Origin of the sequence: Pseudomonas sp. NPDC090208, assembly GCF_044746785.1 — a bacterium.
Classification (GTDB): domain Bacteria; phylum Pseudomonadota; class Gammaproteobacteria; order Pseudomonadales; family Pseudomonadaceae; genus Aquipseudomonas.
Map to the genome: position 1 here is coordinate 397445 of NZ_JBIVCU010000001.1, position 15432 is coordinate 412876.

At 61.0% G+C, this 15432-nt stretch carries 17 protein-coding genes; 7 read left to right on the forward strand and 10 right to left on the reverse strand.

The genetic code is table 11. The annotated features are described in order from the left end of the window. Positions 1-14: 14 nt before the first annotated feature. Complete coding sequence (tauD, locus tag ACIPL0_RS01635; protein ID WP_400594375.1) at positions 15-848, forward strand: taurine dioxygenase; 834 nt, start codon at positions 15-17, stop codon at positions 846-848. A 427-nt stretch (positions 849-1275) separates the two neighbouring features. Here the strand turns inward: tauD and ACIPL0_RS01640 are convergent, their stop codons facing one another. After that, positions 1276-1716 (reverse strand): hypothetical protein, encoded by a 441-nt coding sequence (locus ACIPL0_RS01640; RefSeq protein ID WP_400594372.1) that lies wholly within the window; start codon positions 1714-1716, stop codon positions 1276-1278. Between ACIPL0_RS01640 and trmL the strand changes: the two genes are divergently transcribed. Then, positions 1715-2170, forward strand: a complete 456-nt coding sequence (gene trmL, locus ACIPL0_RS01645; protein WP_400594369.1) for a tRNA (uridine(34)/cytosine(34)/5-carboxymethylaminomethyluridine(34)-2'-O)-methyltransferase TrmL — start codon at positions 1715-1717, stop codon at positions 2168-2170. The genes ACIPL0_RS01640 and trmL overlap by 2 nt on opposite strands. Before the next feature lie 324 nt (positions 2171-2494). On the opposite strand, the gene secB is transcribed toward trmL, so the two are convergent. From secB to ACIPL0_RS01660, 3 genes are read right to left on the reverse strand one after another with little or no spacing between them, the layout of a single operon-like run. Next, positions 2495-2974, reverse strand: coding sequence for a protein-export chaperone SecB (gene secB, locus ACIPL0_RS01650; protein ID WP_400594366.1), 480 nt, complete (start codon positions 2972-2974; stop codon positions 2495-2497). A 38-nt stretch (positions 2975-3012) separates the two neighbouring features. Continuing rightward, the gene (gene grxC / locus ACIPL0_RS01655; RefSeq protein WP_062379408.1) at positions 3013-3267 is read right to left on the reverse strand and encodes a glutaredoxin 3; all 255 of its coding nucleotides are present in this window, start codon (positions 3265-3267) and stop codon (positions 3013-3015) included. A 1-nt stretch (position 3268) separates the two neighbouring features. After that, positions 3269-3682, reverse strand: a complete 414-nt coding sequence (locus ACIPL0_RS01660) for a rhodanese-like domain-containing protein (protein WP_400595169.1) — start codon at positions 3680-3682, stop codon at positions 3269-3271. Between the two features lie 342 nt (positions 3683-4024). Here ACIPL0_RS01660 and gpmI point away from each other — a divergent pair, with 342 nt between their 5' ends. The 4 genes from gpmI (at position 4025) to ACIPL0_RS01680 (ending at position 9197) form a co-directional block, all read left to right on the forward strand. Continuing rightward, positions 4025-5560 carry a 2,3-bisphosphoglycerate-independent phosphoglycerate mutase gene (gene gpmI, locus ACIPL0_RS01665; RefSeq protein ID WP_400594363.1) on the forward strand — a complete coding sequence of 512 codons (1536 nt, stop codon included), beginning with the start codon at positions 4025-4027 and terminating at the stop codon, positions 5558-5560. A gap of 162 nt (positions 5561-5722) precedes the next feature. Then, on the forward strand, positions 5723-7033 hold the full coding sequence (locus ACIPL0_RS01670; RefSeq protein ID WP_400594360.1) for a murein hydrolase activator EnvC family protein: 1311 nt from the start codon (positions 5723-5725) through the stop codon (positions 7031-7033). Positions 7034-7063: 30 nt separating this feature from the next. Next, a complete protein-coding gene (locus ACIPL0_RS01675) occupies positions 7064-8395 on the forward strand; it encodes a S41 family peptidase (protein WP_400594357.1) in 1332 nt (443 codons plus the stop codon). A 1-nt stretch (position 8396) separates the two neighbouring features. Then, complete coding sequence (locus tag ACIPL0_RS01680) at positions 8397-9197, forward strand: divergent polysaccharide deacetylase family protein (RefSeq protein ID WP_400594354.1); 801 nt, start codon at positions 8397-8399, stop codon at positions 9195-9197. A 216-nt stretch (positions 9198-9413) separates the two neighbouring features. Here the strand turns inward: ACIPL0_RS01680 and ACIPL0_RS01685 are convergent, their stop codons facing one another. Then, positions 9414-10196 (reverse strand): substrate-binding periplasmic protein, encoded by a 783-nt coding sequence (locus ACIPL0_RS01685; RefSeq protein WP_400594352.1) that lies wholly within the window; start codon positions 10194-10196, stop codon positions 9414-9416. A gap of 168 nt (positions 10197-10364) precedes the next feature. On the opposite strand from ACIPL0_RS01685, the gene ACIPL0_RS01690 reads away from it, so the two are divergent. Further along, positions 10365-11879 carry a trypsin-like serine peptidase gene (locus ACIPL0_RS01690; protein WP_400594349.1) on the forward strand — a complete coding sequence of 505 codons (1515 nt, stop codon included), beginning with the start codon at positions 10365-10367 and terminating at the stop codon, positions 11877-11879. An 88-nt stretch (positions 11880-11967) separates the two neighbouring features. Here ACIPL0_RS01690 and hisF read toward each other — a convergent pair whose 3' ends face one another. The 5 genes from hisF to hisB form a co-directional block, all read right to left on the reverse strand. Further along, positions 11968-12738, reverse strand: a complete 771-nt coding sequence (gene hisF / locus ACIPL0_RS01695) for an imidazole glycerol phosphate synthase subunit HisF (protein ID WP_400594346.1) — start codon at positions 12736-12738, stop codon at positions 11968-11970. Between the two features lie 171 nt (positions 12739-12909). Next, on the reverse strand, positions 12910-13647 hold the full coding sequence (gene hisA, locus ACIPL0_RS01700; protein WP_400594344.1) for a 1-(5-phosphoribosyl)-5-[(5-phosphoribosylamino)methylideneamino]imidazole-4-carboxamide isomerase: 738 nt from the start codon (positions 13645-13647) through the stop codon (positions 12910-12912). A gap of 95 nt (positions 13648-13742) precedes the next feature. Continuing rightward, positions 13743-14003, reverse strand: a complete 261-nt coding sequence (locus ACIPL0_RS01705) for a DUF2164 domain-containing protein (RefSeq protein WP_400594341.1) — start codon at positions 14001-14003, stop codon at positions 13743-13745. Further along, positions 14003-14641, reverse strand: a complete 639-nt coding sequence (hisH, locus tag ACIPL0_RS01710; protein ID WP_400594339.1) for an imidazole glycerol phosphate synthase subunit HisH — start codon at positions 14639-14641, stop codon at positions 14003-14005. Before hisH ends, ACIPL0_RS01705 begins: the two co-directional genes overlap by 1 nt. Beyond that, positions 14641-15234 carry an imidazoleglycerol-phosphate dehydratase HisB gene (hisB, locus tag ACIPL0_RS01715; protein ID WP_062379429.1) on the reverse strand — a complete coding sequence of 198 codons (594 nt, stop codon included), beginning with the start codon at positions 15232-15234 and terminating at the stop codon, positions 14641-14643. Before hisB ends, hisH begins: the two co-directional genes overlap by 1 nt. Positions 15235-15432: the final 198 nt, after the last annotated feature.

A 15432-nucleotide genomic window follows, 5' to 3' on the forward strand; every position in this document is an offset into this window, starting at 1 on the left:
ACTGGAAAAACCACATGAGCCTTCATATCACCCCGCTCAGCCCGGCATTGGGCGCACAGATCAGCGGCGTCGACCTGAGTCGCGAACTGACAACCGAACACCGCGATGGCATCGAGCAGGCGCTGCTCAAACACCAGGTGCTGTTCTTCCGTGAGCAACCGCTGACGCCGCAACAGCAGGCGCGCTTTGCCGCGTACTTCGGCGATCTGCACATTCACCCGATCTACCCGAACGTGCCGGAACAGCCGGAAGTGTTGATCCTCGACACAGCGGTCACCGACGTACGCGACAACGCCATCTGGCACACCGACGTGACCTTCCTGCCGACGCCGGCCCTTGGTGCGGTGCTCAGTGCCAAACAGGTGCCGGAATTTGGCGGCGATACCTTGTGGGCCAGCGGCATTGCCGCGTTCGAAGCGCTGTCGGCGCCGATGCAGCGCCTGCTGGACGGTTTGACCGCCACGCATGACTTCACCCGTTCGTTTCCGCTGGAGCGCTTCGGCAACACACCCGAAGACCTCGCCCGCTGGGAAGAAACCCGCCGCAAGAACCCGCCGCTGTCGCACCCGGTGATTCGCACCCATCCGGTCAGCGGGCGCAAGGCGCTGTTCGTCAACGACGGCTTCACCAGCCGGATCAATGAACTGGAACCGGCGGAAAGCGAAGCCATCCTGAAGATGCTGTTCGCCCATGCCACCCGCCCGGAGTTCACCATCCGCTGGCGCTGGCAGGCCAACGATGTCGCCATGTGGGACAACCGCGTGACCCAGCACTACGCCGTGGACGATTACCGCCCGCAGCGGCGCGTGATGCACCGGGCGACGATATTGGGGGATGTGCCGTTTTAAAGACCGAAGAGCGCCCCTTGTAGGAGCTGGCTTGTCCTGCGACCGACTGCGAAGCAGTCGTAAAACCGGTATGCGCGGTGTGTCTGAAAGGCATAGTCGCCAGATTTTGCGGCGGGTCCCCCGCCGGTCGCGGGACAAGCCACGCTCCTACAGGGGGTGGCACGCCTCACTTTGGGACCTGACTCCCCAAAAATGCGCGAATAGCGTGCAAAACCGATCAGAAAACAGGCAAAAACGAACGCGCATTCGAACAGGGAAAAACGACCGTTCCGCTGAAGGCCCCGCCAAACAGGCCTTAAACCGGGCTTCGCAGGGTATTTTTCAGATTTCTCCAGAGTGTTCTCCAAAACTGGCACGCACGCTGCAATAGGTTAAGCATCACCAGTTTTGGGGACCTTGGTACAGGCAGGCCGGGGATTCCCCTCTTTTATTCCTCCTGGAGACTGATCTCCAGTCTCCAGCGCCCGTCCTGAGTTGCACCGTGCCATTCACCGTGCAACGGACGGGCCGCCAGCAGGTTCAGCAACAACCCCTTGTCACTCTTCTGTACTCGCCAGCGCACATCCTTACCGTTGAGTTTCAACTCGCCCCGTTGCGCCTGACCCTGGGCGTTGAACAGCAACGCCACGGCACCGTCGATGATCTCGCCATGCAACTGCGGCTCGTGGTTGAACCACACCGCCACGCCGCCAGGCAGTACCTCGACCTGTTGCAACTCGGTAGGGTCAGGCGTGGTCAGCCGACCGATCATCAAGCCGACCATCACGCCAAAAATCGCGATAGAGCCCAAAAACCGCCGCCACAGCTTCGGTCGCGGGTCTTCTTCGGGGGTAGAATGCATCCCGTCCTTTTGTTCGGAGCCGTGCATGTTTCACGTCATCCTTTTTCAACCAGAAATTCCGCCGAATACCGGCAATATCATCAGGCTCTGCGCCAACAGCGGCTGCAACCTGCATTTGATCGAACCCTTGGGTTTCGAGCTGGATGACAAGCGCCTGCGCCGTGCAGGCCTCGATTACCACGAATACGCCACGCTGCACCGCCACGCCGATCTCGCCAGTTGCCTGGAAAGCCTCGGCCATCCGCGCCTGTTCGCTTTTACCACAAAGGGCTCGCGGCCATTTCACGACGTGGCGTTCCAGGAGGGCGATGCCTTCCTGTTCGGCCCGGAAAGCCGCGGCCTGCCACCGGAAGTGCTCGACCCGCTGTCAGGCGACCAGCGCCTGCGCCTGCCGATGCGCGAAGGCTGCCGCAGCCTGAACCTGTCCAACACCGTGGCCGTTGCCGTGTATGAAGGGTGGCGGCAGTTGGGGTTTCGGTAATTACCCCGGGCTTGAGATCGCTACACGGATGCCCTGCGGGCCGATCGCGAGCAAGCTCACTCCTACATTTTTTGCAACGTGCCGCATCCGATAGACCGAGTGGCCAGCCTTCAAGCGGACCGCCAAAGAGTTGCTGTCTGGCACCAAGGCTACCAACCCGGTCTATCAGGCCATGGCACGTTGCAAAAAATGTAGGAGTGAGCTTGCTCGCGATAGCGCCCGAAGGGCACCAAAGTAAGAATCCCAAACCACCCATCCAACCAAAACCCGCCCCCACAAAAAAAGCGCCCATCACAGGCGCTTTTTTCTTTACCGCATCAACGCTTACTGAACGGTCGGCGTCTCGCCGGATTCTTGCATGCGTTGCAGTTCCTGCGCGTACAGGGCGTCGAAGTTCACCGGGGCCAGCATCAGCGCCGGGAACGAGCCACGGACCACCAGGCTGTCGATGGTTTCGCGAGCGTACGGGAACAGGATGTTCGGGCAGAACGCGCCCAGGGTGTGGCTCATCGAAGCGGCGTCCAGGCCCTTGATCAGGAAGATACCGGCCTGTTGCACTTCAGCGATGAAAGCGATTTCTTCGCCGTTCTTCACTTCCACCGACAGGGTCAGCACGACTTCATAGAAATCGCCTTCCAGCTGCTTCTGGCGGGTGTTCAGGTCCAGGCTGACGCTTGGCGTCCACTCCTGACGGAAGATCGCCGGGCTTTTCGGCGCTTCGAAGGACAGGTCACGCACGTAGATACGCTGCAGGGAGAACTGTGGCGCTTCTTCGTTGATAGCGGTGTTCGCTTGATCGCTCATTTCAGATCCTTCTCTTTAAGGTCTTGTAGGTTTCGAATTCAGGCACTGAGCAGCGCATCGAGCTTGCCGGCACGCTCCAGGGCGAACAGGTCATCGCAGCCACCGACATGGACCGAACCGATCCAGATCTGCGGCACCGACGTACGCCCGGCCTTTTTGGTCATTTCAGCGCGGATCTGTGGTTTGCCGTCGACCTTGATCTCTTCGAAGTCGACGTTCTTGCTCTCCAGCAGGTACTTGGCGCGGGAACAATACGGGCAGTAATCGCTGGAATAAACGACGACTTCAGCCATGTCACTTCACCAGTGGCAGGTTGTCGGCACGCCAGGACGAAATGCCGCCAGACAGTTTGGCGGCGGTGAAACCGGCCTTGAGCAGCTCGCTGGCGCTGTGACCGGCGTGCTGGCCGGCGGCGTCGACGATGATCAGCGTCTTGGACTTGTACTTCTCCAACTCCGAAGTACGGCTCATCAGCTTGTCCTGCGGGAAGTTCAGCGCACCGACGATATGCCCGGTGGCGTAGTCCTTCTTGGCGCGCACGTCGATGACCACAGCCGAGTCGTTGTTGACCATCGCGGTCAGTTGGCCTGTGCTCAGGCTCTTGCCGCCCTTGCTCAGCTCGGTGGCGATCAACAGCGCCAGCAGAATGACAAAGGCACCGGAAATCAAATAGTGGTTAGTGGCAAATGCAATCAGGTGATCGACCATCATCGGGTTCCAGGGCGTTAAAATGCCGGCCAGTATACACAGCAGCCAAGGTCGGCCAAAGCCCGTACGGCGGTCATGCCATTTGAACCTGAATGCACGTGCGCTGTCCTTTCAGCACGGGCCTGCTCGCGCTGGCATGGCAACAGCCCCCAGGCGTTGACGAAATGTATCTGCGCTCGGCCATGCTGCGTTGAAAATCGGCTCGGAATGCTCATTTACAACTCGTAAACTCCGCTTCCTCGCCGCTTTTCGCCTTGCCTGGCCTTCGCTCGAAAACATTTCGAACAAAGCCTAGAATGTCGATCTTTTTTCCAATTCACCTTTTAGCCAAGAGTGGGATTCATGACTACCGCGCCTAAACCTCTGGTTCTGATCATCCTGGACGGCTTCGGTCACAGCGACAGCCATCACGGCAACGCCGTTTACGCGGCGAAAATGCCGGTCTTCGATCGCCTGTACAAGACCATGCCCAACGGCCTGATCTCCGGCTCCGGGATGGACGTCGGCCTGCCGGACGGGCAGATGGGCAACTCCGAAGTCGGCCACATGAACCTGGGTGCAGGGCGCGTGGTGTATCAGGATTTCACCCGCGTGACCAAGGCGATCCGCGACGGCGAGTTCTTCGAGAACCCGACCATCTGTGCAGCGGTGGACAAGGCAGTGGCCGCCGGCAAGGCCGTGCACATCATGGGCCTGCTGTCCGACGGCGGCGTACACAGCCATGAAGACCACCTGGTGGCCATGGTCGAGCTGGCGGTCAAGCGCGGCGCCGAGAAGATCTACCTGCACGCTTTCCTCGACGGTCGCGACACGCCGCCACGCAGCGCGCACAAATACCTCGACACCATGGAAACCGCCTACAAGCGCTTGGGCAAAGGCCGTATCGCGACCATCGTCGGCCGCTACTTCGCCATGGACCGCGACAACCGCTGGGACCGCGTCGAAGCCGCCTACGACCTGATCGTCGACAGCAAGGCCGAGTTCCAGGCCGCTGACGCCAAGGCCGCGCTGGACGCCGCCTACGAGCGCGGCGAGAACGACGAATTCGTCAAGGCCACCCGCATCGGCGACGCCGCCAAGGTCGAAGACGGTGACGCCGTGGTGTTCATGAACTTCCGTGCCGACCGTGCCCGTGAGCTGACCCGCGCCTTCGTCGAAGACGACTTCAAGGACTTCGCTCGTGCCCGCCAGCCGAAACTGGCTGGTTACGTCATGCTGACCCAATACGCCGCCAGCATCCCTGCGCCGTCGGCCTTCGCTGCCGGCAGCCTGGACAACGTGCTTGGCGAATACCTGGCGAAAAACGGCAAGACCCAGCTGCGCATCGCCGAAACCGAGAAATACGCCCACGTCACCTTCTTCTTCTCCGGCGGCCGTGAAGAGCCGTTCGAAGGCGAAGAGCGCATTCTGATTCCGTCGCCGAAAGTTGCCACCTACGACCTGCAGCCGGAAATGAGCGCGCCGGAAGTCACCGACAAGATCGTCGACGCCATCGAAAACCAGCGTTACGACGTGATCGTGGTCAACTACGCCAACGGCGACATGGTTGGCCACAGCGGCATCATGGAAGCGGCGGTCAAGGCGGTGGAATGTCTGGACGTCTGCGTCGGCCGCATCACCGAGGCTCTGGAAAAGGTCGGCGGCGAAGCGCTGATCACTGCCGACCACGGCAACGTCGAGCAGATGACCGACGACAGCACCGGTCAGGCGCACACCGCGCACACCAGCGAGCCGGTACCGTTCGTCTACGTCGGCAAGCGTGACCTGAAAGTCCGCGAAGGCGGCGTGCTGGCCGACGTGGCACCGACCATGCTGACCTTGCTGGGCCTGGAAATCCCGAAAGAAATGACCGGCACTTCGATTCTGGTCAAGCCCTGACAGGCTCAAGATCGGCCTGTCGAACTCCGACAGGCCGGCTTTAATGAAGAACGGGGCCGCTTTTTGTATGAAATGTCTGTAAGCGGCACCCACTGAGCGTTTTTTTTGCAGCCTTCGGCGGGCATACTAAGCCCGTCTTCACTCCTGGTATCGCCCAACCCCATGCTCCGCGCCCTGATCGCCCTTGCATTGATTTGCCTACTCCAACCGGCGTTTGCCGATGACGAGCGTGCGCAAACCCAAAAACAGCTGGATGCCACACGTCAGGACATTGCCGAGCTGAAGAAGGTTCTGGGCCAGTTGCAGGAAGAAAAATCCGGCGTGCAGAAAGATCTGCGCAGTACAGAAACGCAGATGGGCAAGCTGGAAAAGCAGGTGGAGGCCCTGCAAAAAGAACTAAAAAAGAGTGAAACCGAGCTGGAACGGCTCGATGGAGAGAAAAAAAAACTCCAAAGCGCACGCGTTGAACAGCAACGACTGATTGCGATACAGGCCCGCGCCGCCTACCAGAATGGCCGCCAGGAATACCTCAAACTGCTGCTCAACCAGCAGAACCCGGAAAAATTCGCCCGCACCCTCACCTACTACGACTACCTGAGCAAGGCGCGTCTGGAGCAGTTGCACACCTTCAACGAGACGCTGCGTCAGTTGGCCGAAGTCGAGAAGGAAATCGACCTGCAGCAGGCCCAGTTGCTGGTGCAGAAGAGCTCGCTGGATGATCAGAAGGCGCAGCTCGACACCGTGCGCCAGGAGCGCCAGGTCGCCCTCGCCAAGCTGAACCAGGACTACAAGGCCCGCGATCAGAAATTGCAGGCGCGCCAGCAGGATCAGGAAGACCTGACTAAAGTCCTCAAGACCATCGAAGAAACCCTCGCCCGTCAGGCCCGCGAAGCCGAAGAGGCGCGGCAGAAAGCATTGCTGGCTCAGCAGGAGGCTGAAAAGCGCCAGCGCGAGCAGGAAGCCCTCGCCAAAAACCGCGACAAGAATGACAGCGACGAAGCCCCGCGCCGACCGGTCAAGGCCCCCGGCGCACTGGTTTCCAGCGCTGGCCAGTCCTTCGGCGGAGCTTTTGAACAGGCACGGGGAAAACTTCCGTGGCCAGTCGATGGTCGATTGTTGGCGCGTTTCGGTGAAACCCGAGGCGATGATGACCGGACCAAGTGGGATGGCGTGATGATCAGCGCTGCCGCCGGCAGTCAGGTACACGCTGTGCATGGCGGTCGTGTGGTCTTCGCCGACTGGCTGCGCGGGGCTGGCCTGCTGGTCATTCTCGACCACGGCAACGGCTACCTGAGCCTGTACGGTCACAACCAGAGTCTGTTGAAGGAAGCTGGTGATGTTGTAAAAGCCGGAGAAGCAATCGCCACTGTCGGCAACAGTGGTGGCGGTCAGGACACTCCGGCGCTGTATTTCGCTATTCGTCAGCAGGGTCGCCCCAGTGATCCGGCGCAATGGTGTCGCTCTCAAGGATAAGTCGGCGCCTCAATCAGGAGTTCGTAAGACATGCTGTTTTCCTCCCGCCTCACCTCGCTGGCCCTGACTATCGCCGTGGTTATCGGTGCTCCGTTGGCCCAGGCTGCCGGTGCCGCCCCTGCGGCAACGCCTGCTGCCTCGTCGCCTGCCACGGCGGCGAACATCAAGGCGCCGCTGCCGCTTGACGAGCTGCGCACCTTTGCCGAGGTGATGGACCGGATCAAGGCCGCGTATGTCGAGCCGGTGGACGACAAGACTCTGCTGGAGAACGCCATCAAGGGCATGCTCAGCAACCTTGACCCGCACTCTGCCTATCTCGGCCCGGAAGACTTCCAGGAGCTGCAGGAAAGCACCAGCGGCGAATTCGGCGGCCTGGGCATCGAGGTCGGTGTCGAAGACGGTTTCATCAAGGTGGTCTCGCCTATCGACGATACCCCGGCATCCAAGGCCGGCATCGAGGCAGGCGACCTGATCGTCAAGATCAACGGCGCGCCGACCCAAGGCCAGACCATGCAGGAAGCGGTCGACAAGATGCGCGGCAAGATCGGCGAGAAAATCACCCTGACCCTGGTGCGTGACGGCGGCAACCCGTTCGACGTGACGCTGGCCCGCGCCACCATCCAGGTCAAGAGCGTGAAGTCGCAGATGCTGGAGCCAGGCTACGGCTACATCCGCATCACCCAGTTCCAGGTCAAGACCGGCGAAGAAGTCGGCAAGGCACTGGCCAAGCTGCGCAAGGACAACGGCAAGAAAATGAACGGCCTGATCCTCGACCTGCGCAACAACCCTGGCGGTGTGCTGCAGGCAGCGGTGGAAGTGGCCGACCACTTCCTGACCAAGGGCCTGATCGTCTACACCAAGGGCCGTATCGCCAACTCCGAGCTGCGCTTCTCCGCAGACCCGGCCGACGCCAGCGAAGGCGTGCCGCTGGTGGTACTGATCAACGGCGGCAGCGCCTCGGCTTCGGAGATCGTTGCCGGCGCCCTGCAAGACCAGAAACGCGGCATCCTGATGGGCACCGACACCTTCGGCAAAGGCTCGGTGCAAACCGTGCTGCCACTGGCCAACGACCGTGCGCTGAAGATCACCACGGCGCTGTACTACACGCCGAACGGCCGCTCGATCCAGGCACAGGGCATCAATCCGGACATCGAAGTCAAACGCGCCAAGGTCACTACCGAGGCCGACGGCGAGAACTACAAGGAGGCCGATCTGCTCGGCCACCTGGGCAACGGCAACGGCGGCGCGGACAAACCGACCACCAAGTCCAAGGCTGGCAAGGCGCGTCCGCAGGACGACGATTACCAGTTGAACCAGGGCCTCAGCCTGCTCAAGGGATTGAGTGTCACACGCGGCAATTGATATGCGCTTTCGCTTGACCGGGCTCCTCGGAGCCCTTGCTGTTATGGCGGGCATCGCCCACGGGGCGCCCGCCTCCGCTTCCGACACCGACGGCAACAAGCCGAAGGTCGCCTACCTCAGCCTGATCATCGACGACCTCGGGCAGACGCCCGAACGTGATCGCCGCGCGCTGGCCCTGCCCGGCCCGGTGACGCTGGCGATCATGCCGGACACCCCCCACGCCACCGACTTCGCCCGTCAGGCCCACAAGGCTGGCAAGACGGTGATGCTGCACATGCCCATGGACCCGGCGACCGGCCCTTACGCCTGGCGCCCCGACCTGCCGCTGCCGGAACTGGAATCGCGCCTGAATGCGGCGCTGTTGAAAGTGCCGTATGCCGCGGGCATCAACAACCACGAAGGCAGCCGCATGACTGCCGAACCGGTGGCGATGGCCTGGCTGGTGGGTGAGTTGCAACGGCGTCATCTGTTCTTCGTCGACAGCCGCACCAGCGCAAAAACCGTGGCGGCTGCCGAGGCGCAGAAAATCGGCCTGGCGAGTCTGTCGCGGGATGTGTTCCTCGATGACGAACGCACGGCGGAAGCCATCAACGGCCAATTGCAGAGCGCGATCCGGCTGGCCCACAAGCAGGGTTCGGCGGTGATGATCGGCCACCCGTACCCGGTGACGCTGGACGTTCTGGAGCGCGAGCTGCCGAAGCTCAAAGCCCAGGGCATCGACTGGATCGAGCTGCGTCACATGATCAGCGTGCGCGGCAATCAGGCGATGGCGGGGCATGGCAAAGACGGGGTGTATCGGTAGCGCCGGCATTGCAACTGGCTTGTGCTGGCCTGTAGGAGCTGGCTTGCCCTGCGACCGGCGGGGAACCCGTCGTAAAACCTGTACACCCGATTTACCTGACACACCGCATTCACCGGCATTACTGCCGGTTCCCGGCAGGTCGCAGGACAAGCCAGCTCCTACACAGTCCGTGGCAATCCGGCTTGCCGGCGGTGAAATCGCCGGGGAGGTATGGCGTTAGAGATACTTGCCCAGAATGCTGTCGACCTTGCCTTCCTTGCGCAGCTGATCCAGCGCCGCCTGCAAGCGCTTCACCACCTCATCCGGGGTGTCTTTGTTCAGCGCCAGAAACAGCTCGGCGCTGTTGAAGCGCAACACGGTCTTGAGGCCCGTCACGCCTTCCTGTCTTGCCAGATAGCGCCCCGCCGGGTCGCCCGTGGCCCACAGGTCAATCTGCCCCTCGACCAGCTTGCGGGCGTTGTCCTTGTCGCTGAGCACGGTGATCGGGTTCATGCCCTGGCGGCCCAGCTCTTCGGCGATGGCGTCGCCCTTGTAGGCACCGATCTTGTACTGACGCGCTTCTTCCAGGTTGCTCAACTGAATCGGGCTGTCGGCGCGGGCCAGCATGATCCAGTCATCCGGGCCAATCGGCCCCACCCACTTGAACAGCTTCTCGCGCTCGGTCAGCCGCGCCGTCACGAACACGCCATAGCCGGGCTTTTCCAGCGCGAGCTTGTAGATCCGCTCCCATGGGAAGCGCAGGGTCATGTTGTAGCCGATGCCGGCACGCTTGAAGGTCTCACGGACGATCTCGACGGCAATCCCCTGGATATTGCTTTCCTGGGCGAAGTTTTTGCCGTCGACGGCCATGTTGTAAGGCGGGAAATTTTCGGTCAGCAGCACCATCGAATAAGCCGGTTTTTGTGTTTCGACCGTGCCACTGTTTGGCTCTTCCGCATGAGCGACGGTACTCAGGGCACAACCGATCAGTGCATAAAGAAATGCTGAAGCCTTGCGCATACGAACGATCCCGATCCATGACACCGCACAGAGTGCAGGCGCCTCGTACCCTTGTCCAGTGCGGCCCGCATCGAGCGTGAGCACATGCATCTCGGCAATATTTATCTATGCCGTCGACCCGCGCCTTTTCTGACTAGCTGCCAGAAACCCTCAGAAAAAAGGCTGCCCATGAAACTGCAACTTCCCCTCTGCATACTCGCGACGACACTCAGTCTCGTCGCGGCGACAACCACCTGCGCCACGGATTACGCCCAGGGCCTGAAGAACCTTTCCGCCCCCATCGCTCTGGATAACGCTCAGGGTCAATACAACCACTGGCGAAGCATCGGCCGCCTGCAAATGAGCGAGGAGCAGCCGGAGGCCAGTTGTACCGCATGGCTGCTCGACTCGCGCGACAGCAACGATCAAGCCTCCGGACCGGCCTACGTCGCAACCAGTGGCCACTGCGTGATCAAGGACGCACTCAACGTCGCGGCCGATGTGCCCATGGACGGTCACATCGATTTCGACTACTTCCTCGGCAACCTGCAAAACACTCGACGCTATACCGTGAAAAAAGCCTCAGGCGCCAGCCTGCGCGGCGTCGACATCGCGATCATCGAACTGGATGCACCGCTTCAGGACCTGCTCGACATCGGCATTGAGCCGCTGAAAATCAGCACCGAAACGCCCATGACTGGAATGGACCTGATGATCGTCGGCAACCCCTCCGGCCATGCCGATGCACCGGGCCTGCGCCTGTCGACGTGTGCGCTGGACAGCATCAAGGATTTCGTCGAGGGCATTTATGTGTCTCGCGCTGCGCAAAAAAACCTTTGCCTGGGGATAGCTCCCGGAAGCTCGGGCAGCCCGGTGCTGGACCGGCACTCGAACCGGGTGATAGGCATCATCGGCACCACCACTCGCAATACCCGCGAAGAGTCCCGCTGCTACTTCAACACGCCGTGCGAGATAAACGACGGAGAAGCCGTCTGGTCAGCAGAGAGCAACTACTCAAGCCCCGTCACAGGCCTGCAGAGCTGCTTCAAGCAAGGACGGTTCGATCCGTCCGACACGCACTGCCCGCTGCAACCGGTTCGGCACATGACAGTCGACGACGAAACGGTGCCCATTTCGTTTTCACGCATTACGGTGGATGAGCATGGCAACGACGTGATCCCCACGTGGTCGTTCGCGTTCTCGCTGGACACTCCGTTCTATCGCTACAAAATCGTGCGCAGCCCGTCGGCCTGCATAATCCCGACAGGCTACAGCGACGCCATTGCCAGCACTGACGCACACATCGACGACCCCATCGGCCCGACACCTGGCATGCATATGCTCTGCATTATCGGCGTCGAATCACAGGAACAGCGGCCTGCAGCGGAAATGATGAACAAGCCCTTCATCGTGTCAGTGGAGCTTGTGGAAGCAGGACCGAGCCGCCTGCCGTGGCTGGCGATCGAGCGTGTCGCCGATGGGTATCAGGTCACACCGCAGCACGCTGAACCCTGGTTTTTTCTCTACGCCTTCAAGGCCGGCGCACCGGATGAGACGGATTGCGATGATCAGAAGGGATATGCCCAGGAGGACGGAGAACCGCTGAAGTTTGCAACAGCGCAATTGCCAGTGAAGTTGTGCTCGATCGTCGTCGACTTATCAATGCAGCGGTCTGCGCCGCGTACCGACCTGCTGGAGCCTTGATTCAGGCTACGTAGCGGCATGGCTTGCTGGCGACAGTGATCTTTGCAATCACCACCGTCGGCAAGCCAGGCCGCTGCCAACCAATGCCTTACCGAACAACGATGCCTTGCTTGGCCATGAATGCCTTGGCTTCCGGCACGGTGTATTCGCCGAAGTGGAAAATACTCGCCGCCAGCACCGCGCTGGCGTGGCCTTGCAGCACGCCATCGGCCAGGTGTTGCAGGTTGCCGACACCGCCCGACGCGATCACCGGAATGCCCAGTGCATCGCTGATGGCGCGGGTGACGCCCAGGTCGAAGCCGTTCTTCATGCCGTCCTGGTCCATGCTGGTCAGCAGGATTTCACCAGCCCCAAGGCCTTCCATTTTCTTCGCCCACTCCACCGCATCCAGGCCGGTCGGCTTGCGCCCGCCGTGGGTGAAGATTTCCCAGCGCGGCGCTTCGCCAGGGCCGGACACTTTCTTGGCGTCGATGGCGACGACGATGCACTGCGAACCGAAACGGGCAGCAGCTTCGCCAACGAATTCCGGGTTGAACACCGCAGCGGTGTTGATCGACACCTTGTCGGCACCGGCGTTGAGCAGGTTGCGGATGTCCTGCACGGTACGCACGCCACCGCCCACGGTCAGCGGGATAAACACCTGGCTGGCCATGCGCTCGACGGTGTGCAGCGTGGTATCACGGCCATCGACGCTGGCGGTGATGTCGAGGAAGGTAATCTCATCGGCACCCTGCTCGTCGTAGCGACGGGCGATTTCCACCGGGTCGCCGGCGTCACGGATGTTCTCGAACTTCACGCCCTTGACCACACGACCGTTGTCGACGTCCAGGCAGGGGATGATGCGTTTGGCGAGGGCCATGGGCCTATTCTCCGAAAACGGTTGGGGGGGTTACCCAACGTCAAAATACGTTGACTTGATCAAGGCTCCCGTAGGAGTGAGCTTGCTCGCGATAGCGATTTATCTGTGCCGGTGGTGCCGACCGACATTACGCATCGCGAGCAAGCTCACTCCTACAGGGATCGATATGCTTCAGCCCTTGTACGAGTCGCAGAACGCCTGGGCTTCCGCAACGTCGAGGGTGCCTTCGTAGATCGCACGGCCGGTGATCGCGCCGATGATGCCCGGCGCCTTGGCGTCCAGCAGGGCCTTGATGTCGCCCAGGTTGTGGATGCCGCCGGAAGCGATCACCGGGATCTTCGTGGCAGCAGCCAGCGCGGCGGTGAACGGTACGTTGCAGCCCTGCATCATGCCGTCTTTGGCGATGTCGGTATAAACGATGGCCGAGACGCCGTCCGCTTCAAAACGCTTGGCCAGGTCGATCACCTGCACCGAGCTGACTTCAGCCCAGCCGTCGGTGGCGACGAAACCGTCCTTGGCATCCAGACCGACGATCACCTTGCCCGGAAACGCGCGGCAGGCTTCAGCGACGAACTCAGGCTGCTTGACCGCCTTGGTGCCGATGATCACGTAGCTGACGCCGGCCTTGACGTAATGCTCGATGGTTTCCAGCGAACGGATGCCGCCGCCGATCTGGATCGGCAGGTTCGGGTAGCGTTTGGCGATGGCCGTGACCACTTCACCGTTGACCGGCTGGCCTTCGAACGCGCCGTTCAGGTCGACCAGATGCAGACGGCGGCAACCGCCCTCGACCCACTTGGCGGCCATGCTCACCGGATCGTCGGAGAACACGGTGGAGTCTTCCATGCGGCCCTGACGCAGGCGCACGCAGGCACCGTCTTTGAGGTCGATAGCGGGGATAATCAGCATCAGCTTTTTCCTTCGTCACAAAAGTTGCAGGCTGCAAGCCTTAAGCTGCAAGCGAGCACGCATCAATCATTCTTGCTGCTTCAAGCTCGTCGCTTTCAGCTGCTCTTTTCCAGGGCCCAGACGTCGCTTTCGAGGCTTTCAAAACGTTCTTTCAAAAGCGCCTGCGCGTCGAAGATCGCCCGGTTGTAATAGTGCGGTGCAATTTCGCGGCTGAACAATTCAAGGATTTCTGCCGCCTCGAACGAACCCAGGTCCAGTTCGAAGCGGTCCTCCATGAAGCGCTTGATCGTGTGACAGGCCGCACTCTCCTGTTCGGGAGTGAGGGTCAGGATCGGCGCCTTGTTCTTACGGTTCATTACCAGCGGCCGTCCCATGCGGCGAAGTTCTGCAGCAACTGCAGGCCATGGGTATGGCTCTTCTCCGGGTGGAACTGCACGGCAAACCGCGAACCGTCAGCCAGCGCGGCGGCAAACTCACGGCCGTAATGACCACGACCGACCACCTGACGCGGGTTCGCCGACTCGATGTAATAGCTGTGCACGAAGTAGAACCGCGCCTTGTCCGGAATGCCGTGCCACAGCGGGTGGTCCACCGACTGGGTGACTTCGTTCCAGCCCATGTGCGGGACTTTCAGGTGCTGGCCGTCTTCGTGAAGATCCTTGCCGAAGAAACGCACCTGGCCCGGAAACACGCCGATGCAGTCGACGCCGTCGTTTTCTTCGCTGCGGTCGAGCAAGGCCTGCATGCCGACGCAGATGCCAAGGAACGGACGATCATGGCTGACTTCACGGACCAGCGCATCGAAGCCCAGACGACGAATTTCAGCCATGCAGTCACGAATCGCACCGACACCGGGAAACACCACGCGGTCGGCTTCACGGATCACGTCGGCGTCGCTGGTGATCAGCACACGGCCGGCGCCTACGTGTTCGAGGGCCTTGGCCACCGAGTGCAGGTTGCCCATGCCGTAGTCAATGACGGCTACCGTCTGCATTACAGGACACCCTTGGTCGATGGCATTTGCCCGGCCATGCGATCGTCCAGTTCGACAGCCATGCGCAGCGCGCGGCCGAAAGCCTTGAACACGGTTTCGATCTGGTGGTGGGTGTTGTGCCCACGCAGGTTGTCGATGTGCAGGGTGACGTTGGCGTGGTTGACGAAGCCCTGGAAGAATTCCTGGAACAGGTCGACATCGAAGCCGCCCACGGTGGCGCGGGTGTACGGCACATGCATCTGCAGGCCCGGACGGCCGGAGAAGTCGATGACCACGCGCGACAGCGCTTCGTCCAGCGGGACATAGGCGTGGCCGTAACGGCGGATGCCTTTCTTGTCGCCGATGGCCTTGCTGAAGGCCTGACCCAAGGTGATACCGACGTCTTCCACGGTGTGGTGGTCGTCGATATGCAGGTCGCCCTTGCTTTCGATATCCAGGTCGATCAGCCCGTGACGGGCGATCTGGTCGAGCATGTGTTCAAGAAAAGGGACACCGATATCGAATCGGGCCTTTCCGGTGCCATCCAGGTTGATCGAGGCTTTGATCTGGGTTTCCAGGGTGTCGCGCTCGACGAACGCCTTACGTTCGGCCATCACCAGCTCCGCAAAATCATTGGGCGAAAAGGCGGACATTATAGGCGTGTGGCGGGGAAACAGAAACACGAAGGGTGATATGACTGACGGGCTGATTGCCGCCTGCCGAAGCTATACATGTCTGTACAAACGGACTGTAGGAGCGCGCTTGCCCGCGATAGGCATGTGTACACAAGCGAATGTGAATGCACATAAAAC

What these genes read in the sequence shown, in the direction of transcription:
- ACIPL0_RS01690 (WP_400594349.1), top strand. Translation starts at nt 10,365, where the DNA reads ATGAAACTGCAACTTCCCCTCTGCATACTCGCGACGACACTCAGTCTC.
- trmL (WP_400594369.1), top strand. Translation starts at nt 1,715, where the DNA reads ATGTTTCACGTCATCCTTTTTCAACCAGAAATTCCGCCGAATACCGGC.
- hisB (WP_062379429.1), bottom strand. Translation starts at nt 15,234, where the DNA reads ATGGCCGAACGTAAGGCGTTCGTCGAGCGCGACACCCTGGAAACCCAG.
- ACIPL0_RS01670 (WP_400594360.1), top strand. Translation starts at nt 5,723, where the DNA reads ATGCTCCGCGCCCTGATCGCCCTTGCATTGATTTGCCTACTCCAACCG.
- ACIPL0_RS01660 (WP_400595169.1), bottom strand. Translation starts at nt 3,682, where the DNA reads ATGGTCGATCACCTGATTGCATTTGCCACTAACCACTATTTGATTTCC.
- ACIPL0_RS01705 (WP_400594341.1), bottom strand. Translation starts at nt 14,003, where the DNA reads ATGAACCGTAAGAACAAGGCGCCGATCCTGACCCTCACTCCCGAACAG.
- gpmI (WP_400594363.1), top strand. Translation starts at nt 4,025, where the DNA reads ATGACTACCGCGCCTAAACCTCTGGTTCTGATCATCCTGGACGGCTTC.
- hisF (WP_400594346.1), bottom strand. Translation starts at nt 12,738, where the DNA reads ATGGCCCTCGCCAAACGCATCATCCCCTGCCTGGACGTCGACAACGGT.
- tauD (WP_400594375.1), top strand. Translation starts at nt 15, where the DNA reads ATGAGCCTTCATATCACCCCGCTCAGCCCGGCATTGGGCGCACAGATC.
- hisH (WP_400594339.1), bottom strand. Translation starts at nt 14,641, where the DNA reads ATGCAGACGGTAGCCGTCATTGACTACGGCATGGGCAACCTGCACTCG.
- grxC (WP_062379408.1), bottom strand. Translation starts at nt 3,267, where the DNA reads ATGGCTGAAGTCGTCGTTTATTCCAGCGATTACTGCCCGTATTGTTCC.
- ACIPL0_RS01640 (WP_400594372.1), bottom strand. Translation starts at nt 1,716, where the DNA reads ATGCACGGCTCCGAACAAAAGGACGGGATGCATTCTACCCCCGAAGAA.
- ACIPL0_RS01675 (WP_400594357.1), top strand. Translation starts at nt 7,064, where the DNA reads ATGCTGTTTTCCTCCCGCCTCACCTCGCTGGCCCTGACTATCGCCGTG.
- ACIPL0_RS01685 (WP_400594352.1), bottom strand. Translation starts at nt 10,196, where the DNA reads ATGCGCAAGGCTTCAGCATTTCTTTATGCACTGATCGGTTGTGCCCTG.
- ACIPL0_RS01680 (WP_400594354.1), top strand. Translation starts at nt 8,397, where the DNA reads ATGCGCTTTCGCTTGACCGGGCTCCTCGGAGCCCTTGCTGTTATGGCG.
- secB (WP_400594366.1), bottom strand. Translation starts at nt 2,974, where the DNA reads ATGAGCGATCAAGCGAACACCGCTATCAACGAAGAAGCGCCACAGTTC.
- hisA (WP_400594344.1), bottom strand. Translation starts at nt 13,647, where the DNA reads ATGCTGATTATCCCCGCTATCGACCTCAAAGACGGTGCCTGCGTGCGC.